This is a genomic window from Alteromonas sp. 4NH20-0104 (genome assembly GCF_057547795.1).
This window is the reverse complement of sequence record NZ_BAAJLP010000009.1, coordinates 70,395-90,515: the sequence shown is the minus strand read 5'-3', so window position 1 is coordinate 90,515 and position 20,121 is coordinate 70,395. Positions and strand designations below refer to the sequence as shown.

General features: G+C 52.1%; 14 protein-coding genes. 7 read left to right on the top strand and 7 right to left on the bottom strand.

Features of this window, described 5'->3' with window-relative positions:
• Positions 1-10: 10 nt before the first annotated feature.
• The 6 genes from AC27IB_RS08575 to AC27IB_RS08550 are packed head-to-tail and all read right to left on the bottom strand — an operon-like array spanning position 11 to position 5,834.
• Positions 11-631 (bottom strand): 2-dehydro-3-deoxy-6-phosphogalactonate aldolase, encoded by a 621-nt coding sequence (locus tag AC27IB_RS08575; RefSeq protein ID WP_487120298.1) that lies wholly within the window; start codon positions 629-631, stop codon positions 11-13.
• Positions 619-1,554 carry a 2-dehydro-3-deoxygalactonokinase gene (locus AC27IB_RS08570; RefSeq protein WP_487120296.1) on the bottom strand — a complete coding sequence of 312 codons (936 nt, stop codon included), beginning with the start codon at positions 1,552-1,554 and terminating at the stop codon, positions 619-621. Before AC27IB_RS08570 ends, AC27IB_RS08575 begins: the two co-directional genes overlap by 13 nt.
• Positions 1,547-2,431, bottom strand: a complete 885-nt coding sequence (locus AC27IB_RS08565) for an SMP-30/gluconolactonase/LRE family protein (RefSeq protein ID WP_487120294.1) — start codon at positions 2,429-2,431, stop codon at positions 1,547-1,549. Before AC27IB_RS08565 ends, AC27IB_RS08570 begins: the two co-directional genes overlap by 8 nt.
• A 25-nt stretch (positions 2,432-2,456) precedes the next feature.
• Positions 2,457-3,605 (bottom strand): galactonate dehydratase, encoded by a 1,149-nt coding sequence (gene dgoD / locus AC27IB_RS08560; protein ID WP_487120292.1) that lies wholly within the window; start codon positions 3,603-3,605, stop codon positions 2,457-2,459.
• Between the two features lie 12 nt (positions 3,606-3,617).
• On the bottom strand, positions 3,618-5,027 hold the full coding sequence (locus AC27IB_RS08555; RefSeq protein ID WP_487120290.1) for a sugar porter family MFS transporter: 1,410 nt from the start codon (positions 5,025-5,027) through the stop codon (positions 3,618-3,620).
• A gap of 27 nt (positions 5,028-5,054) precedes the next feature.
• Positions 5,055-5,834, bottom strand: a complete 780-nt coding sequence (locus AC27IB_RS08550) for an SDR family oxidoreductase (protein WP_487120288.1) — start codon at positions 5,832-5,834, stop codon at positions 5,055-5,057.
• A gap of 148 nt (positions 5,835-5,982) precedes the next feature.
• Between AC27IB_RS08550 and AC27IB_RS08545 the strand changes: the two genes are divergently transcribed.
• The gene (locus tag AC27IB_RS08545; RefSeq protein WP_487120286.1) at positions 5,983-6,879 is read left to right on the top strand and encodes an AraC family transcriptional regulator; all 897 of its coding nucleotides are present in this window, start codon (positions 5,983-5,985) and stop codon (positions 6,877-6,879) included.
• 87 nt (positions 6,880-6,966) lie between these two features.
• On the opposite strand, the gene AC27IB_RS08540 is transcribed toward AC27IB_RS08545, so the two are convergent.
• Positions 6,967-9,687: a TonB-dependent receptor gene (locus AC27IB_RS08540; protein ID WP_487120284.1), complete on the bottom strand. Its 2,721-nt coding sequence runs from the start codon at positions 9,685-9,687 to the stop codon at positions 6,967-6,969.
• 169 nt (positions 9,688-9,856) lie between these two features.
• Here AC27IB_RS08540 and AC27IB_RS08535 point away from each other — a divergent pair, with 169 nt between their 5' ends.
• The 6 genes from AC27IB_RS08535 to AC27IB_RS08510 all read left to right on the top strand — a co-directional run bounded on the left by AC27IB_RS08535 (position 9,857) and on the right by AC27IB_RS08510 (position 20,121).
• Positions 9,857-10,006 (top strand): hypothetical protein, encoded by a 150-nt coding sequence (locus AC27IB_RS08535; protein ID WP_487120282.1) that lies wholly within the window; start codon positions 9,857-9,859, stop codon positions 10,004-10,006.
• Positions 10,007-10,877: 871 nt separating this feature from the next.
• Positions 10,878-13,109, top strand: coding sequence for a TonB-dependent receptor (locus AC27IB_RS08530; RefSeq protein WP_487120280.1), 2,232 nt, complete (start codon positions 10,878-10,880; stop codon positions 13,107-13,109).
• 100 nt (positions 13,110-13,209) lie between these two features.
• Complete coding sequence (locus tag AC27IB_RS08525; RefSeq protein ID WP_487120278.1) at positions 13,210-14,781, top strand: tannase/feruloyl esterase family alpha/beta hydrolase; 1,572 nt, start codon at positions 13,210-13,212, stop codon at positions 14,779-14,781.
• Between the two features lie 91 nt (positions 14,782-14,872).
• Entirely contained in the window at positions 14,873-16,516 is a 1,644-nt protein-coding gene (locus AC27IB_RS08520) for a carboxylesterase/lipase family protein (RefSeq protein ID WP_487120276.1), read from the top strand.
• A gap of 20 nt (positions 16,517-16,536) precedes the next feature.
• Entirely contained in the window at positions 16,537-18,972 is a 2,436-nt protein-coding gene (locus AC27IB_RS08515) for an alpha-L-rhamnosidase-related protein (protein WP_487120274.1), read from the top strand.
• A 99-nt stretch (positions 18,973-19,071) separates the two neighbouring features.
• A complete protein-coding gene (locus AC27IB_RS08510) occupies positions 19,072-20,121 on the top strand; it encodes an AraC family transcriptional regulator (protein ID WP_296051039.1) in 1,050 nt (349 codons plus the stop codon).

The following is a 20,121-nucleotide window of genomic DNA, read 5'->3' as shown; positions in this document are numbered from 1 at the left end:
TTCTCATTGCTTATTGGGCCGAGATAGCCTGAACTAATTGCTTTGCGACAGAGCGAACTTCGTCAACGGTTTTGCCGTGCTTATACAGGTTGCTGCCAATACCAAATCCTACTGCGCCCGCGGCCAGATAGTCGGCCATGTTGTCGGCGTTAACGCCGCCAACGGCAAGAATGGGGTAACCTTTCGGGGTTACTGAGCTCCAGGCTTTAATGGTAGACGGTGGAATCGCGTCGGCCGGGAAGGCTTTAGCGGCATCGGCACCGGCCTGAATGGCGGCAAATAATTCCGTAGGGGTCGATACACCAGGTGCTGAAATCATGCCCAGCTCTTTGGTGCGTTTCACCACATCCACGTTAATATTGGGCGACACAATCAGCTTGCCGCCTACCGCAGCAACGGCCTCAACTTCTTCTACGGTTAATACCGTACCGGCACCAATCAGGGCTTTATCGCCAAAGGCCTCAACAATACGGCGAATGCTTTCTACGGCATTGGGCGAATTAAGCGGCACTTCAATCATGGTGAAGCCTTCTTCGATCAGCGCGCCGGTCACTTCGACCACTTCATCTTCTGTCACACCGCGTAAGATGGCGATGAGGGGCATGGTCATGTAGGGAGTCAGGAGTGACATAATTTATCCTTTAACATCTGAATAAGAGAGTTGGCGCCGGCAATGCTGGCGTCTTTATCAGCAACCAGCGTATTGCTGATGCCAAAGTGGTTCAGGGCAGTCTGGTACAGCTTGCTCAGGCCCGAGCTGCCAATAATGTGGCAGGTACCAAGCTGGTTATTACCCGCTTCAAGTAAGGCGCGAATTTCATGACCGATTAAAATGCCGGACAGATAACCGGCGCCGGCGTCAGTGTCTTGCTTACCGGTAACAAACTGGGTGCGTACACTAAAAATATGGTTAAGCAGACCACCGGGTTGCTGGCTGTATTCCAGGCCTTTTTTAAATGCCGCTTCGTCTGGTTCGCTGCTTTTATCCAGCGAGTTGGCCAGAATGGAGTGGTTCGACAGCAGGGCAAACATTTCACCGGTCATGGCGGTGGTGATGGTCCGTATTTCACCGTTTTGCACCTGTACCCATTTATTATGCGTGCCCGGGCAGCAGTAAGTGGCGTCATGGTTACCGGCCAGTAAGCTGGCACCAATTACCTGCAGCTCTTCGCCGCGCATGACATCTACTTTGCCATCGGCGGTGTCTTGCTTCATGCCGGGGATTATCCAGCAGTTGCCGTTATTAAATTCCGGCACCTGAACGCCGTACTGGCCGTAACCTTCAACCGGCGCCGGGCAGTCAACGTAGGGCGTGTTTTTCCAGCCGATCTGGCTGCCAATCATGCCGGCGAGTACCACGGTGAGTTCACCGTACTGCTTTAGCCAGTCGCCAATATTGACGTTCAGGGTAAACTCAAACTTACCGTTGATTTGGGAAATACCACTCGGCGCGCTTTTTTCAGCAATACAATTGCCCTGCTCATCCAGCAGGTACGCACGAAAGTTGGTGGTGCCCCAGTCAACCAGAATACTGGCCGGTGTTGCGTTAGTCATAAGCGGTTTCCCCTGCAAAGCGCGGGCTCTGGCTGCCTTTAAAGCCGGTGCGGTAAATAAACAGGCTGCCGGATTGCGGCGCGTTGGCGATGGCCTCGTCAGACAGCGCGTAGCGGGCCGACGTAACAAACAGCAGGTCGTTGTCTTCGCCGCCAAAGGCAACGCAGGTAGGCTGTTCTACCGGTACTTCAAAGCGTTCTTCTTGGCCGCCCGGGGCAATGCGAGCCACGCAGTTACCGCCCCACAGGGCGCTGTAAAGGTGATTGTCACTGCCCATAATCGCGCCATCAGGCGCCGCGGTGGCTTCCATTTGTTTAAACGGCGATTTGTCAGAAATCTCGCCGCTGTCTTTATCAAACACATACTGATAAATGATTTGTCGGGAAGAGTCGGCCATGTAAAACCGGGTGGCGTCGGTATTCCAGGCCAGGCCGTTACAAATACCCACGTTCGATTCGACCCTGGTGACCTGCATATTGGTGTCTACCCGGTACAGGCCGGAGCTCGCGGTTTTGTCGCCATCTTCGTTCAGGGTACCTACCCAGAAGCGGCCTTTGGCATCGGTACGACCGTCATTGAAACGCACGGTGGCATCGCCAGGAAATTTAAACAGCCAGTCGGTGTCGCCGGTGGTCAGGTTATGTAGCCCGATACCGCAATCAAAGGCAGCCAGCAACACGCCGGTGTCTTTAGTTAAGGCGAAAGCGCACAGCCGATGCGGGGTATCAAAGGTTACCAGTTCGCGCTCGGTGACGTGGTAGGCAAACAGTTTCTTCTGTTCAATATCGGTCCACCACACGGTTTGGGTTTCGGTGTCCCAGGTCACCCCTTCACCGAGGGTGTTTTCTACGTCGATTGTGTCTATTAATTCAAACATTGTCTTAGCTGTATTTTTTAAAGGGTTACCATTCAGCGACCGAGCCATCCTGGTGTCGCCAAACCGGGTTACGCCAGCCGGTATGTTGCTCGGCGGCCTGATAAATTGCGTCTTCATTGAGCTCTACGCCAAGCCCTGGTTTGGTCAGCGGTGCGATGTAGCCATCGGTAATGGCAAAGTCGTCTTTGTTGAGCACATAGTCGAGCAGATCGGCGCCGGTGTTGTAGTGCATGCCCAGCGAGGTTTCCTGCAGTACCGCGTTGTAAGACACAAAGTCCACGGTCAGGCACGCTGCAAACGCAATGGGGCCAAGCGGGCAGTGCGGTGCCAGGGTCACATCGTAGGCTTCGGCCATGGCGGCAATTTTAATTGTTTCCAGAATGCCGCCAGCGTGGGATACATCGGGTTGCAAAATGCCCAGGCCACCGCGCGACAGCACGCGTTTAAACTCGGCGCGGGAGTACATGCGCTCACCGGCTGCCAGCACAATTGAGGTGCTGTTGCTCAGCACCGAGTACTGCTCATACTGCTCGGCTAGTACCGGCTCTTCAACAAACAGCGGGCGGGCAAATTCCAGTTCTTTTAGCAGTACTTTGGCCATGGGGACCGACACGCGGCCATGGAAATCGAGGCCAAAATCCACGGTATTACCAAAGGTCTCGCGAATTAAACCAATCCGCTCAATTACTTCATCCACCGCTTTATGCGAATCGATGAGCGCCATTTTGCCGCAGCCGTTTAGCTTAAAGGTGTTGCGGCCCAGGGCTTGCTGCTGTTGGATTTGGGCAATCTCATCGGCCGGATCGTCACCGCCTACCCAGGAATACACTTTCATTTTGTCGCGTACGCGGCCACCTAACAGCTGGTGCACGGGTTGCCCCATTACCTTGCCTTTGATGTCCCACAGGGCTTGTTCAATACCGGCAATCGCCGACATTAAAATAGGGCCACCGCGGTAAAATCCGCCGCGATACAGCAGTTGCCACAGGTCGTTAATTTGCGAAGGGTCTTTATCGAGCAGGTAAAACTCCAGCTCTTTCACCGCCGCCATCACGGTTTCGACCTTGCCTTCGATAATGGGCTCACCCCAGCCCGTAACGCCTTCGTCGGTGTCGATGGCCAGGAAGCACCAGCGCGGTGCTACCGGATAAAGGCGTAGTTGTTTTATTTTCATTAGCGGCTCCCGTTATCCGTTCTGACGAACCAGCTTGTCGCCGGCCAGGTTCTTTTCGATTTGCTCCAGAGTCAGCTTTTTGGTTTCCGGCACGTACAGCCAGATAAAGCGGAAAGACACAAAACAAATTAACGCGTAAAACAGGAAGCTGCCGGAAGCGGCAAAGGCTTCAATCAGGAACGGGAAGGTAAAGGTCAGGCCAAAAGAGGCCAGCCATAACGCCAGCGTACAAGCCGACATGGCGCTACTGCGCACTTTATTGGGAAAGATTTCGGCCAGTAATACCCAGGTTACCGGCGCCAGGGTTAAGGCGTAGGTAGCAATGCCGCACAGCACCATTACCAGCAGTGGCAGGCCGTCGATACCGGCGTAATACATGCCCGAGATAATTAAGTACAGTACACCTAAGCCGCTAGAGCCAATGATCATCAGGGTTCTGCGGCCCATCTTTTCTACCATGGGCAGCGCTAAAATGGTAAACGCCAAGTTAATAATGCCGGTGGCCACAATAGACTTTAAGGTGTCGTTAACGTCGAACCCGGCGGAGGCGAAAATTTCCTGAGCGTAGTTAAAGATTACGTTAATGCCGCACCACTGCTGGAATGACGCCAGCACAATACCGATGATCAGTAAGGGTTTTACTGATTTAAGATCCGCCAGTGAGAATTTTTTCTCGTCGGCACCAAAGCTAGCCTCAATCTCGGCCAGGTTAGTGGCGGCGTAGTTACCGCTGCCCACTTTGGCCAGTACCTGTTCGGCATCTTGTTTGCGGCGCATTTTTACCAGCCAGCGCGGCGATTCAGGCACTACAAACATCAGCACAAAGAACAGCGCTGCTGGAATGAGCTCGGCGGCAAACATGTAGCGCCAGCCGTCGGTCACATTCCACGATGTCATGGCGATATCACCGTCGACCGGCTCGGCAATCATCAGGTTAACGATTTGCGCGGCCAGTACACCAATTACGATGGTCAGCTGGTTTACCGCAATCAGTTTACCGCGGCGATCCGCCGGGCTTACTTCCGAGATGTACATTGGCGAAACGGTAGAGGCAATACCAATGCCGATGCCGCCCAAAATACGGTACAACACAAACGGGGTAATGCCATCAGCCAGTGCGGTTCCGGCCGCCGAAATAACAAACAGCAGGGCCGAGACAATCAGCGCGTACTTGCGGCCTACTTTATCGGCCAGTACGCCCGCTACCAGTGCGCCACCAATACAACCCACCAGTGCTGAAGACATCAGCCAGCCGGATAACGCCGGTGAGCTAATGCCAAAGTACACTTCGTAAAAGGGCTTGGCGCCGCCAATAACCACCCAGTCGTATCCGAATAACAGGCCACCACAGGCCGCGGTTAAACTAATTAACCAGATAAACGCGGTGTTAATTTGCGGGCTGTTTTCATGCTGATTTGTCATAGTACTACTTAAACCTCTTCGTGCCGTTTAGTCGCAATAGACCTGGCTGCGACCGCCATCGATAAGGATGTCGGTTGCGTTAATAAAGCGCGCTTCATCGGATCCTAAAAACAGCGCGGTTTGCGCCACTTCTTCAGGCTGACCAAAGCGTTTCACCGGAATGATCTGGCGCTGTTTTTCACGCTCTGCTTCGGCGTCTGCGCAGCTGGCAAAGTAGCTTTTGGCCAGCGGTGTATCGATCAGGCCTGGTGATATGGAGTTCACCCGAATACCCTGATCGGCATATTCAATGGCCAGTGAGCGCGACAAGCCAATAATGGCGTGCTTGGATATAGTATAGGGGAAAGCGCCCTTAACGATTTTATGGCCGTGTACTGAGGCAATGTTGACGATATTGCCGTAGTTGCTTTCCAGCATATGACGGAGGGCAGCGCGGCAACAATTCAGCGCACCCATCAGGTTCACTGAAAGACAGCGTTCCCAGTCGGCCTCGGTAAGATTAAGAATATCGTTAAACACGTTGGTACCGGCATTGTTAACCAGAATATCAATCTGACCAAAGGTGTTGGCTACGTCATTCACTGCAGCGGTGACGGCTTCGGCATCGCCCACGTCGAGTTGGTAAAGGTTAATCTGGCAACCGTATTCACTGATGAGTTCTGCTTTGAGTGTTTCCAAATCGTCGTGACGCATATCGAACAGCGCCAGTTTTGCGCCTTCCTGCGCATAAGTACGTGCCACTTCGGCGCCAATACCCATAGCAGCACCAGTGACAATAGCGACTTTTCCAAGCAGTCTTTGACTCATAAATTACAACCTGTTTTGCGTTGTGCAGTTAACCCTGCATACTTTCTCTATTGGACATGGACTATAGGGTTGTTAATTAATTTTTAAAATGGATAAAAATTCGTATAACATTAACTATCTTATGATTTTCGTGATTAGTGAGTAACGAATGTTAAGAATGTCAGAAGGGTTTCCCGGTCAGCGCCTTATTGTGGTCCCGCCGGCTATGGTGGAAACCGCTTTAAAAAATCCGATTTGTGCCGGGTTATTTCCTACCCATATCGGTACCTTTGAATCCGTGAAGGGGCATTACGTAAAGCGTGGAGAGGGAGCGCCCGAGTCCATTGTGATCGTTTGCCTGGCCGGTGAAGGGGTGTGCCGTTTTAATGGTGGTGAGTGGCATTTAAAGCCTGGCCACCTGATTGTTATTCCGGCGCATTGTCCTCATTCCTATGAAGCGGATCATGAAAATCCTTGGACTATTTTCTGGTTTCATATTCGTGGAAATATGTTCCCGTATTACCTTGAGGAGCTACAAATCACGGTTCAGGATCCAATTATTAACATTCCGAACATCAGTGGTTTAATGGATGCCTTCGAGGATGTATACCAGCATACCGAAAGCGGCTATACCAACACATCACTGCTGTGTTTATCGACCAGCCTGGGCCATTTTTTTGGTATCTGTAAGCTTTATCAGCGTTCAATTAAAGCCAGCCAGCAAGGGGTAGAGAAAAGAATAGAAAAAACGGTGGAGGTGATGAAAAAGAGTCTGCACCGGCTGCTAACCCTCGACCAGCTTGCTGAAATCGCCGGTTGGTCGCCAACCCACTATGCGGCGCTGTTTAAAAATAAGATGAACGTGCCGCCGCTGGAGTTTTTTACCCGGCTGAAGATGCAATCGGCCTGCGATAAGCTCAAACTCACCAATGAGCCGATTCAGAATATTGCTTCCTCGCTGGGTTATAACGACGCATTTTATTTTTCACGTTTGTTTAAACGGCACAATGAGTTGTCACCTAAGAACTACCGTAAGGCGTTTAGTTTAATCAACGAACCTTCCTAGCAATATTCAGGTAAACCGCGTTATTCAGGCATAAAAAAAGCCCCGGTCAGATGACCGGGGCTTTTACGTAGGGCAGTGCCTGTTCACTTAGAAAGTGTAACGGGCGCCCAGAGAGAATCGTGCGCCTGTGGCCTGGAAGTTCAGCAGGCGCTCTTTGTAAATAGAGAAGCTTCTGCTTTCGTTGTCCAGTACGTTGGTGCCGTCTACGAAGACCGACAGGTTCTCGCTAACGTCGTAAGTCGCGGTAAAGTCCAGCTGACCGTACGCTTCTACCATCACCGGCTGGCTGTAAGCACCAACCGCTTGTGACAGGTACTCATCACGCCAGTTGTAGGCAATACGTACCTGGATGTCGTCTTTCTCGTAGAAGGCAATCAGGTTGTAAGAGTCTGACAGACCTTCCAGCGCAAAGGTTTCCACGTTATTGGTCGGGTCGAAATCATCGTCCGAGTCAACAAAGGTGTAGTTAGCCTGTAAACCGAAGCCGCTTTCGAAAGTGTGCAGTACCGCCAGTTCTAAACCGGTGATGTTTGCCGCTTCCGCGTTACGCTCACGGGTGACGTTAAATTCGCCGTAAGGGTTACCCGGCAGAATGTCTTCCGGCAGCGTGATGCTGGAGATAAAGTTATCTACCCGCTTGCGGAATGCCGACACACCTAAGTAGCTGGCTTCGTCGTAATACCAGTTCCACGCCAGGTCGAGGTTAGTCGACTCGTAAGGCAGCAGTTGCGGGTTACCACCGTAAGCGGTAGATGCATTCAGGCGACCATTGTAACCACTCAGTCCCGGCGTCATACGGGTTAGCGTAGGACGGGCAATCGACTGTGAAGCCGAGAAGCGCACCACGTGCTCACCGGTAACGTCTAATTTTAAGTTCAGTGACGGTAACCAGTAATCGTAGTCATTGGTTTCGGCCAGACGCATGGTGTCGCTAAGCGTCAGGTTCAGCAGCGTGTCATCACCGGTTACCGGCTCAATATCCGTTACCAGGGCACTGTAGCCAACCGCTTCAATGTCGGTGTAGGAATAACGTAAACCAAAGTTACCAGACAGCGGCATATCCGAGACTTCGGTGTTGATGTCAACCCGGAAGTACGCTTCTACCACATCTTCAGACACACTGGCGATGCTGTTGCGGTTAGGACGAGCGTAGGGGCCGCCTAACTGACGACGTAACTCGATAGAGTCGGCATAACCACTGCCTGCATCGATGATGTTTTGCTGAATGTTAGACTCTGACCACAGGAAGTCGGCATATTCGTAAGCGTCGAAGGTGTACCAGGTAGAAGGTACGCCGCCGTTTAAGAAACCGCCCTGATTAACCGGGTGGAAGATCTCATCCGGTACGTCGTTGTTGTAACCACTGAACACGTTACCATTGGTGCCGTTGTCATAGTCCTGACGGCCTTTGGTGCGGCTTGAACCGTACACACCAAAGTGAATGATATCGGCGAAGTCATGACCTAAGGTGTATTTACCGTCTACTTTGAACTGTGACATTTTGTCGTTCACGTCACGACCACTGAAGTACAGTGAGTGGCTGCGCAGCGCACCGGCGCTCATGGCGTTGTCGTATGAAAGTGAACCGTAGTCACCGCCGTTGGTGTAATCGTAACGCGGGTTAGCATTTGGCATACCGGCAATTACGAACTGCCCGGTGCCGCCTGCATCGTTAACAGCATCTGAATAAGAAACGTCAAAGTTCAGTTCCAGTTCGTTATTAACGAACCATTCCATGTTTAAACCCACCTGGCGGGTTTCAGTTGGACGGTTGAAAGCCTGCTGTACGAAGTCAGAAGACAGACCGGCAACATCATCGGCATACCCGTAGGCAAGCATGGTGTTGTTTTCGTCAACGTAAGCGGAGTCGAAGCCGGCTACCCAGTCGTGGGTCCAGCTGGCGGCAGTCATAACCGATGAGTCAACGGTAAACTTAGAGTACAGGATATCAGCGGTTACCAGGATATCGTCGGTTGGACGTGCCTGAATCACTACTGTACCGCCGATGCGCTCGCGCTCGCCGCTGTCGTCGCGGAAATCTACGTTACGAGGCGCCATAACCTGAGTGTAATCACCCGGGCCTGCCTGATTTGGGATGTAGCTGAAATCGCGCTGGATCCAGCCATCGGTAATGGCTTCCTGTACGCGGTAGTTACGGTTTACGTAGTTTAACGAAACCAGTGCACCAAACTTATCGTTTGAGTAGCTGTATACACCTGAAACCTGTGGCGAATATTTTTCGGCCAGGGTGTCGTAAGTGCTTTTGGCACTAAATGCTGCCTGGGTACCTTCGGTATCCATTGGCTTAGCCGTAGTCAGGTTAACCGTTGCACCGATGCCACCAGAGATTAAATCTGAGGTGGATGATTTATAGGCATTGGCACCGCTAATGGCTTCAGCTGCCAGAATATCAAAGCTGAATTCGCGGCCTGAGTTTTCGGTGGCCAGTACGCGACCATTGTACAGTACTGAGTTGAATTCCGGGCCCAGACCTCGAACAGTAATGAAGCGACCTTCACCGCCACTACGGTCGATAGAGATACCGGTAATACGTTGCAGGGATTCCGCCACGTTCTGATCCGGGAACTTACCCAGTTCTTCGCTGGAGATACCGTCAACAATGGTTGCCGAGTAACGTTTGTTGTTCAGCGTGCGCAGGTTACTGCCGCGCAGACCATTAACCTGAATCACTTCAACTTCGGCAGCGTCTTCTGCGTCAGATGTATTTTCTTGTGCATTCGCAGTCATGCTTAGTGATGCGCCAATCAGCATCGCTAACATGGTTTTTTTGTGATGAATCGTTTTCACTCAGTAGTTCTCCCAGCCAACGAAAACTTCTTAAAGTAAGGCACAGGCCAATGAATTTAAGCGTTAGGCAAAATTTAAATTCATCTAAAGAAGTTTATCTTTTCAAATGTATAGCAAATGTTGTAGCGCATGCTAGTGAGATTAACACTTACTTAACATGGAGGAAGAAATGGAAAAACTGGATAATATTATGATAAATGCCCATTTAGCTAACTTCAGTATAAATTGCTTCTGCCAACTGCGGGCAGAGGGTACGGCAAAATATCTGCCAGCAAAACATCAATTCGCCATGGATCATCAAAGGTCTGGCCAGCCCTGATTCTGGTCGGGTTTGCCGGGCTGAAAAATTATGTCTGAAACTACGACCAAAGGATAATATACAAACCCCTAATTATTCTTCGTCTGCGCTCAGCTACCCGGATTATCTCTTTGTTTATTGAAAGATAATCCAGTTAGACCCGGCGCTAAAAGTGTTAACAGAATGTGCCGGCTGCTCATTTATAAGGCGCGTTCCCCATTCTCCGTTGGGGGGAAGTTATGCAGATTGTTAATGCCAGCCAGTATTCTCACTTTCATTAGCAATAATCAGGCGCGGGTGGCGACTGCCGTCAGGTCAGCCAGATGCCGGCGCCGGCTAATGCAGCAGTATAGCGTTAAAACCGAATAGCGTTCGGAGGGCGTTCTTCTGAGTGATAGCCGGACGTCATTTAACGGCGAAACGCCAGTGACGGATTTTGGCTACTGCCACCTAAGCCCGGTCCTGCTGCTAACCGACTCCCTTTCTTTAAGCCGTGGTCATTGTTGGCGGGTCTGTATAGAGCGTAGCCAAGCATGATGTGACAGCTTTTAACAAATGCGATATTTACACGCTCTATTTGTTAAAAAATATTTAAATTTGACCTTTCCAACAGAAATGCTAAATTTCATTCAAAAGCAATCAATATCTATCATTGAGGTGGTCTTTACTTTGCATAATGATTTTTTATGGCGCAAATAGTCAATTAAACAGTCATTTTTTGCAATTTACGAGCTGTTAATAACCCTTTAACTTCTGCATACAGAACAAAATTGTCAGGTAAGACACTGGTCATCAGGCCATAAAAAGACGGATTTTGATTTTACAAGTGCGTAACAAAAGGGTTCGCACCGGCCGTGAAAATTACAATGATATTAATTAACAGGATTGCCCTATGTATTTATCGACTGCGACATCACTATTAAAACCGACTCGTGTAGCAATGGCCATTTCCACTGTACTGCTGGCGACAACCATGCAAAGTGCGATGGCGCAATCGAACAACGACAACGCAGAGAGCAAAGCTGACGAGGATATTGAGGTGATTACCGTTGCTTCCGAACGCCGGGTTAAGCGGGTGCAGGATATTTCTGCGTCGCTGACGGCGCTGTCCAGCGAAGACCTCGAACGTAAAGCCGTTGAACGACTCGACGATCTGCAGTTCGCATCGCCAGGCCTCACTGTTACCGATGCGGGTATTACTCAGTCGGTGAATATTCGCGGTATTGGTCTGGCATCGGGCGATCCGGATGTAACTAACGGCGTAGGCACCTATATTGATGGCCTGTTTCAGCCGCCGATTGTGAGCACGCTTAATTTTTATGATGTGGAATACATTCAGGTACTGCGTGGACCGCAGGGGACTTTTGCCGGGTCGAACTCAACCGGGGGCGCCATTATGGTCAATTCGCGCCGGCCGGATGTGGATGGTGGCTTTGAAGGAAACGTCCTGCTGGGCGTCGGCAACTACAATACAAAAAGAGCCCAAGCGGCGCTCAATCTGCCGGTGGCGGAAACCTTTGCCGCCCGGGTTGCGGTGAACTATGAAAATCGCGACAGCTTTTATGACAGTATCGGAGACGAGCCGACCACCGCTGGCAGTCTCGACGAAAAGAGTGCCCGGGTGGGATTATTGTGGGCGCCTGTCGATAGCGCAGAAATCTATGTGAAGTATGAAACCACGGAAAAATCCAACGGCGGCTTTGCCTGGCGTCCGCTGGCCAATACTGAGTTTGCTGAAGGACGCACCGGTGACATTCGGGAACTCAGCTACAACACCGATTCTTACAATAATGAATCTGCTGATACGCTGTTGTTGGATATGACTTATGAATTTGCCAATGGTCTCACGGCTAAATGGGTGTCCGGCGACCAGGTGAAAGAAATTGATAATATGTACGACTATGATGGCTCGAACATTGGTGTTTCTACACAGAAACAGGTGGTTCGAGAAGATCAGGTCAGCCATGAGTTTAACCTTATCTCACCCGACGAAGGCACCTTAACCTGGGTAGTTGGTGCTTATTATCAGAAAAATGAAATCCTGGTAGATATCGATAACGGCCCGTTCCCGGTAGAGATTGACCTGCAAAATGAAAAAATCACCAAGGGAGTATTCGGTCAGATTGGTTATGATCTCAGTGACGATTTAACGCTGGAAGTGGGCGTGCGAAAAGCCTGGTTTGAAGCCGGTATTCTGCCGGGCGCTGGTGTGGTTATTGGTAACGGCATTCCTGGTTTCCCGGAAGGCGGGATCCCGGTAGCGCAAATTTCCGGTGATTACGAAGATGACGAGCTAATGGGCAAAGTATCAATCAATTACGCGGCCAGTAAAAACAGCAACTTTTACGCGTACGTCGCCAAGGGATATAAACCAGGTGGTATCAACTCCGAAACCTCCTCGTTCGAGCCTGAAAAAGTGATTGCCTATGAAGCCGGTTGGAAAGGGTCCATCATGGATGGTCAATTACAGCCAACCATAGCGGTATTCTACAGTGATTATGATAATTTCCAGAATACCAACCTGGATATCACTACCGGTCGTAATGAAGTGTATAACGTGGCACAAGCCAGTATCAGCGGCGTGGAGCTGGCGCTGAACGCCCACTTTGATTATTTACGCCTGGACTTTTCGGCATCTTACGTGAACTCCGATCTTGAGCCTACTCAACCGATTGTGAATACCCGTTTGCCAGGGCTACCGGACTCACCGCTGCCACAATGTAGTGGTGATTTGGATCCATCCAGCGGTGCCTGTTTTGATTACGCCCCTTATCTGGCCACCTCGGATGGCGGGAATAATCTCTATGCGCCGGAATTCAGCTTTACAGCCGGTGCCGAGTATTTATTTGAATTACCCAATGGCGCTTTCCTGACTCCGCGGATCAACTACGCGTGGGTAGATGAGCAGTGGACCAGCCTGCTGTATAACTCCACCACCGACTTGCTTGATTCGCGAGGGTTGTGGTCGGCGCTGGTGACTTATGAGCAGGACGACTGGAAGGTGCAGGGCTATGTTCGCAACCTGACGGATAAAGAATACATCACTGGTCAGAACCTGGATGCGAATACCGAATTCTACGGCGCGCCTCGTACTATCGGTGTGGATGTAAGCTACCAGTTTTAAGGTTAGCGAACGGGTAATAAAGTTGGCGCGCAGGTAAAATTGCCCGCCAGCTTTTTGTTTTTTCTGTGAAAAGCGTTTTCGACAAGGTAAATGAGCAATTATGTATTCTAACACCAAGGCAATCATTGCTGGCTTATTAATAGGGGCTTTAGGCGGTTGCTCTGCCCAGACCCCTCCTGCTGCATCAGGTAACTTATCCCCGCAACAGCGCTGTGACGCGCTGACAACCCTGACCGCTGATGGGATAGATTTAGCCATTGAATCGGCTGTCTATGTCAGCTCAGCACAACAGTTACAAACCCTCGACAGGTTGAGTTCGGCACAGCAGGGCCACTTTGCACCGTTCTGTAAAGTTACCGGTTATTTTGAACAGCGCACCGGCGCAAACGGTCAGTCTTACGCTATTGGGTTTGGCTTATCCTTGCCGGATAACTGGAATGGGCGGTTCCTTTTTCAGGGCGGTGGTGGCCTTAATGGGGTGATCAGAGAGCCATTAGGCGCGTTGGCTGCGGGCGAAGTACCAGCCCTGTTTCGGGGCTTTGCGGTCGCCAGTACTGACAGCGGCCATCAAAGTGACACGGTATTCGATCCCTCGTTTTTTGCCGATCAGGTGGCGCTGCTGAACTTCTACTCCGGAGCGGTGGAAAAAACCACCCGGCTGGCGAAACAACTGGTTAGTGACGTTTATCAGCAGGCGCCGGACAACAGCTATTTTGTCGGGTGCTCAACCGGTGGGCGAGAGGCCATGACTATGTCGCAACGTTTCCCGGAACTGTTCGATGGCATTGTTGCCGGTGCCCCGGCGCGGCGTACTAACCTCTCTGAAATTGCCGATTTGTGGTCAGCCAAACGTTTGCGTATGGCCTCCGAAACCGGTAGCGAAACCCCTTTCTCTACTGCGCAGCAGGCGTTTATTGTGGATGAGCTGATTGCCCGGTGTGACGCCCTTGATGGCAGCGAAGACGGGTTAATCTTCGACGTTGAGGCCTGCGATTTTACGCCGCAGCAATTAAGCTGCGCTACCAACGATCATGCTCAGTGCTTGTCGGTTGATGAGGTAACTGCCCTCGATGAAGCCTTTGCCGGCCCTAAGCTACCCGACGGTCGCCAGGTTTACCCCGGATTTTACTTTGATACCGGCATTAATGCCGCTGGCCGTGGTGTACCGGGGTTACTGCAGGCGGTGCCCGGACCGTTGGGCCAGTCACGGCTGGACATGCCCTTTGATATTATCCGTGAAGTCACCATTGCCGAGCATTTTCCACTGGCTCCGGGCAATGCGGTGCTCACTAATATGTCGACCTTTAGTGATAAGGGCAGCAAACTGATGTTCTTCCACGGCGTGAGCGATCCGTGGTTCTCGGCTAAAGATACGCTCAAGTACTTTAACCAAATGGAACAGGCTAATGGTGGCGCTGAAGCGGTAGCGCAATGGTCGCAATTATACATGGTGCCAGGAATGGGACATTGTGGCGGCGGTGAACGCACGCTGGACCAGTTCGATATGTTGAGCGCCGTGGTCGACTGGGTAGAGCACAGCAAAGCGCCTGTTAATGTAGTGGCTACCGGTGCCAGCATGCCAGGCGATAGCCGGCCGCTTTGTCCTTTCCCGAAAGTGGCAACCTATACCCAGGGTGATGCCACACAGGCCGGTGCCTACCAGTGCCAGTAAACCTGTGCAATGTTGAACACTGCCGCCAAAACCCTTTGGCGCAGTGTGTTTTCCTTCTGCCTTAACGCTATGGATTAGAGATGTCGTCATTATGAAAAAAACAATTGATCAAAACCGCAGGAAACTGTTAATTGCCGCCGGACTGTCGGTACCTGCCATGGCGTTACCCTTTGGTGCAATGGCCGGTAACTCCTCAGCGCCAGTCGCCACCACTGCCCAGGGCAAATTACGCGGTCAGGCCGAGCAGGGCATTCTTACCTTTAAAGGCGTGCCTTACGGCGGCAGTGTGTCGGGGCCAGATAATCGATTTAAAGCGCCAACACCACCGCCTGCCTGGAGTGGCGTTCGCGATGCCACTCGCTTTAGCGCACCGGCCTTGCAAAAGTCTCAACCGTTCGGGATGGATCAGCCTGATATGGATGAAGACTGTTTATTCCTGAATGTCTGGACTCCGGCACTGGATGGTAAAAAGCGCCCGGTTATGGTGTATCAGCATGGCGGTGGTTTTGTGATTGGCTCCGGCGCTGCACCCTGGCAGGATGGCGCGGCACTGGCCCGCGAGCACGATGTAGTGGTGGTGCAGTCGAATCATCGTCTGGGGCTGATGGGTTATCTGTATCTGGGTGAATTGCTTGGCGAAGAATACGAAGGCAATCAGGGCCTGCAGGATCTTGTTGCTGCGCTTAAATGGGTCAATCAGAATATTGCGCAGTTTGGCGGCGATCCGGATAACGTGATGATATTTGGTGAAAGTGGCGGCGGTGGTAAAACCTCTGCGCTGTATGCCATGCCATCGGCTCAGCCTTATTTTGCCAAAGCCTCCATTGAAAGCCCTATTGGACCGGGTCACCAAACCCGGCAGCAGGCCACCGAAATGACCCGCGAGGTCATGCGGCGGGTCAATGTTACCGATCCCCGTGAACTGTTAACGCTACCGGCAGAGGTATTGGTAAAAGCACAGGTGGGCACTATTCCTTTCCAGCCCGGCAATCATGGCCCGGCGGATGCGTCGAAAACCGGTGAAACCGAATTGATGTTCTGGCCTTTGGTTGACGGTAAGGTGTTACCCGAAGAACCATTTAGCCCCGATGCCCCGCAGGTATCGGCAGGCAAACCCCTGATGGTGGGTACCTGTAAAGATGAATCGGTATTCTTTTATCAGGGCGATAAATCGGTGTTTAACCTCAGCGAGGAAGGTTTGCACCAGCGCTTAAAACCTACTCTTGGCAGTCGCACCACGGCGTGGGTGAATACGTTTAAACAATCCCGGCCCCAGGCCAGCCCTTCAGAGATTTTTATTGCTATTACCACAGCAAAACCCTGGCGGGCGCACCATAACCGCATTGCCGAAGGTAAAGCCCGGCAGGGGGAGGCCAGTGTGTTCTCTTATATTCTTGATTATGACTCGCCGGAAGTGGTGAGAGGCACCGATTTCCCTCAGGGGTCACCTCATGCCTCAGACATTGCCATGAAATTTAATACCGCCGCGCAGTTTGGTCCCAAAGCCGAAGCGCGCCTGCAAACCGCAGCAAACATGAGCACCATGTGGGCTAATTTTGCCCGGCATAGTCAGCCTTCTGCGCCGAGTCAGCCAGCCTGGCAGCCGTTTACACTGGCTAACCGGGAAACCATGATCATCGATGCTGAGTGTCGCATGCAAAACGATCCGGAAAGTCTGGAGCGTCAGTTCTGGTCGAAGGAACCCCATGCCGATACCGAAGAGCCAATCAGTTAACCAACCGGGAGCTGTCTGATATGCCAGATGTAAAGACCACAACTCAAAAGCTTTGGTACCTGTTAATGGGGTGCGCTTTGATTATACTGACGGGCTGTAGCGCTACGGCTCAACAGCCAGCAAAGACCCAGGAAAAAGTTGCCGGGGATCCCGTTATTGAGGATGTCGCTACTAAACCGGCGGCCTGGATTACTGCGCCGGGCGTTAACGACGCGAGCGCCGCGGTATTGTATTTTCGTCGCACCCTCACCCTTGAGCAGCTCCCGGAAGAATTTCCGGTGCGTATTTCTGCTGATAATCGCTACCGCTTATTTGTGAACGGTCAGGTTGCCGGGGCGGGGCCTGAACGCTCCGATATCAACAACTGGCGGTTCGATACGCTGGATCTCGCTCCGTATTTAAAGGTGGGTGAAAACACCCTGGCCGTGCAGGTTTGGAACTGGGGTGAGCTGCGCCCGGTTGCGCAGTTTTCGCTACGAACCGGTTTACTGGTGGAAGGCTTAAGCGACGTCTCCGCCGGCGTGAATAGCAACGATAGCTGGCAGGTTTATCAGAACCGTCGCTATGAATTTATCGCCGTGTCCGGCGAAGAGGTGGGGGGCTATTATGCCGCGTCACCGGGCGAAGCTATTTATGGTGATGCCATCCCACAAGGCTGGCAACAACCGGCGTTCGATGCCAGTTCATGGGAACCCGCCGCCGCACTACGCTTGCCTGTCGCCGATAAAGGCGTTTCGCCTTTTGGTGTAGCGTTTGGCTGGCAGCTCACTGAGCACCTGCTGCCGCAAATGGAAGAAAAGCCCGAGCGGTTTGCTACCGTGCGCGAAGCCACAGGAGTGAGCGTACCGGAGCAATTTGTACGAGGTGAAAGCAGCCTGACCATTCCGGCCAATACCCGGGCCACCATTTTGCTCGATCAGTCTCACCTGACCAATGCCTATACAACCCTTATCACTTCCGGTGGGGCTAACAGCGAAATTACCCTGACTTATGCTGAGTCGCTGAAATATCCCGATGGTACCAAAGGCAACCGCAACACCATCGAAGGCAAAACTATTCACGGGCTGGTGGATAAAATTTATCCGGCAGGCCAGACCAATGAGTCGTTTCAGACCTTATGGTTCAGAACTTATCGCTATGCGGAACTGGTGGTGACGACTCAGAATGAGGCTCTGACTATCGAGGACCTCCACGGCGTATTTACCGGTTATCCGCTGGAGCTGAAAGCGGCCTTTAATGCCGATACCGAGTGGCTCGATGAGATGTGGGACATTAACTGGCGTACCATGCGCTTGTGCGCCTTTGACTCGTATTTTGATACGCCCTACTACGAGCAACTGCAGTACACCGGCGATACCCGAATTCAGTCGTTGTTAACTTTGTACATGGACGGCGATGACCGCCTGTTCCGCCAGGCGCTGATGCAATATGCCAACTCCGTGAGTGCCGAAGGGTTAACCGCGAGCCGCTATCCGTCGGCCATGGATCAGTTTATTCCGCCGTTTTCGCTGGTATGGGTAATGATGGTGCATGACTACTGGATGCAGCGCGGCGATGAACAATGGCTGGCGCAATTTCTGCCGGAAGTGCGCAACATTTTCAGCTGGTTTGAACCGCGCTTGCGGGAAGACGGTTTACTGGGGCCCATCGAGTGGTGGCCATTTATGGACTGGGTGCCTGAATGGGAAAGAGGGATCCCGCCGGGTGGTCTGGAAGGCGGCTCTACGCTTATCACTCTGCAATATGCTTACGCACTGCAACAGGCCGCGAATCTGGAAGCCGCGTTTGGGGTGGCCGGTCAGGCACAACAATACCGTGAACAGGCCAGGCAGTTGCTGGCGGCGGTTAATCAGCATAGCTGGGATCAGCAGGCTGCGATGTATGCAGACAAGCCCGGCGAAGCAGTCTTCAGCCAGCAGACCAATATTATGGCTATTCTTACCGGCGCGGTCGGTGACGATCAACAACAGGCGTTGATGGCGAAAGTGCTCAATGAGCCGGGCCTGGCTCAGGCCACTTACTATTACCAGTTTTATCTGTTTGAAGCCTTACATAAAGCCGGCATGGGTGACCAGTATATTGAGCATCTCGCGCCCTGGCAGGAAATTCTCGCTCTGGGGCTGACGTCGACCCCTGAAAACCCGGACCCAACCCGTTCAGACTCCCATGCCTGGGCGGCTCACCCCAACTATGGCTTGCTAAGCATTGTGCTGGGGATCCGCTCGGCGGCCCCCGGTTTTAGTGCGGTGACGATTGCCCCGCAACTCGGTGAGCTTAAGGACGCGAGTGGCACCATGCCGCACCCGCTCGGTGCCATCGATGTGGCGCTTCAACGTCAGGGGGAATCCGGCATTAAGGCCGTCGTCACGTTGCCCGAGGGACTCTCCGGTACCTTTACCTGGCAAGGGCAGTCGGTAGTGCTTAACGGTGGCGAAAACACACTGACGCTCAACTGAGCACCTGCGCCATTTCGTGTTGCCGGTATAACTCAGTGAGCCGGCAGCACGGATGACATCGTTCCGCTCAGTCTCTATACTCAGTAGTAAGGAATTCAGATGGGCGCAATAATGCCTCAACAAGGTGAAAATGGGACCGCAGCGAATCACTTTCTCACTGCGTTATATCGTCAGTCAAAGCGCATAGGGGTTGACCCTGACGCCATCCTGCAGCAATTAAATATTCCGCAGAATATTATCGACAAGCCGGATGTGCGGGTGCCCAGCGAGCTGGTGGCGCAATTTCAAAAGGCGATGTGGGACTATCTGGGCGATGAGTCCATGGGGCAGTGTCGCCATCCTATTAAGTCCGGGACTTTCAACTTAATGGGTAAGCTAACCGTACATCAGCCGACGCTGGAAAAAGCCTTGCGTTTGGGGGCCAGATTCTACAATCTCGTGGTGCACGATGATTTTATAACCCTCAGGCGGGAGGGCGACAGCGCCGTGCTGGCCGTGACCCTCTTAGAGCCGGAGCGCGATCCTGAATACCTGTTTTCAGAAATCTGCCTGCTGGCCTGGCATCGCTTTGCCTCCTGGCTTATCGCCGATGCTATTCCGCTAACTGAAACCCGTTTTTTCTATCCCGCGCCCCGTCATGTCAGCGAGTATGCCTACCTTTACCCGGGCGTTCATAAATTTCAGTGTAATGAGCTGGCTATTGTATTTCCGGCCCGTTACCTGGCCAATCCGGTAAAGCAAACGGAAGCTTCGTTAAAGTCGTTCATGGGCCGCTGTCCGCTGGAACTGTTCCGCCAGTTTGAAGCAGACTACAGTCTGTCTACTGAGCTCAAAAGAATGCTGGCCAGAGACTTAGCCACCTGCGACGCATCAATAGATACCTTTGCCGAGCAACTGCATATGAACCGGCGCACGTTAATGCGCAAACTTAAAGACGAAGGAACCTCGTTTCAGAAGATTAAGGATATTGTCAGGCGCGACAAAGCCGTTTACCTGCTGGCTAATCAGGCCACGCCAATCAATAAGATTGCCGAGTCGATTGGCTATTCCGATCCGGCCGTTTTTACCCGGGCGTTCAGAGGCTGGTCGGGTATCTCGCCCCGGGAATACCGCGAGAAGCACCGGGCAACACCCACTATCAATAATTAG

Coding starts and splice junctions, on each gene's coding strand:
- AC27IB_RS08575 (WP_487120298.1), bottom strand. CDS start 631: ATGTCACTCCTGACTCCCTACATGACCATGCCCCTCATCGCCATCTTA.
- AC27IB_RS08570 (WP_487120296.1), bottom strand. CDS start 1,554: ATGACTAACGCAACACCGGCCAGTATTCTGGTTGACTGGGGCACCACC.
- AC27IB_RS08565 (WP_487120294.1), bottom strand. CDS start 2,431: ATGTTTGAATTAATAGACACAATCGACGTAGAAAACACCCTCGGTGAA.
- dgoD (WP_487120292.1), bottom strand. CDS start 3,605: ATGAAAATAAAACAACTACGCCTTTATCCGGTAGCACCGCGCTGGTGC.
- AC27IB_RS08555 (WP_487120290.1), bottom strand. CDS start 5,027: ATGACAAATCAGCATGAAAACAGCCCGCAAATTAACACCGCGTTTATC.
- AC27IB_RS08550 (WP_487120288.1), bottom strand. CDS start 5,834: ATGAGTCAAAGACTGCTTGGAAAAGTCGCTATTGTCACTGGTGCTGCT.
- AC27IB_RS08545 (WP_487120286.1), top strand. CDS start 5,983: ATGTTAAGAATGTCAGAAGGGTTTCCCGGTCAGCGCCTTATTGTGGTC.
- AC27IB_RS08535 (WP_487120282.1), top strand. CDS start 9,857: ATGGAAAAACTGGATAATATTATGATAAATGCCCATTTAGCTAACTTC.
- AC27IB_RS08530 (WP_487120280.1), top strand. CDS start 10,878: ATGTATTTATCGACTGCGACATCACTATTAAAACCGACTCGTGTAGCA.
- AC27IB_RS08525 (WP_487120278.1), top strand. CDS start 13,210: ATGTATTCTAACACCAAGGCAATCATTGCTGGCTTATTAATAGGGGCT.
- AC27IB_RS08520 (WP_487120276.1), top strand. CDS start 14,873: ATGAAAAAAACAATTGATCAAAACCGCAGGAAACTGTTAATTGCCGCC.
- AC27IB_RS08515 (WP_487120274.1), top strand. CDS start 16,537: ATGCCAGATGTAAAGACCACAACTCAAAAGCTTTGGTACCTGTTAATG.
- AC27IB_RS08510 (WP_296051039.1), top strand. CDS start 19,072: ATGGGCGCAATAATGCCTCAACAAGGTGAAAATGGGACCGCAGCGAAT.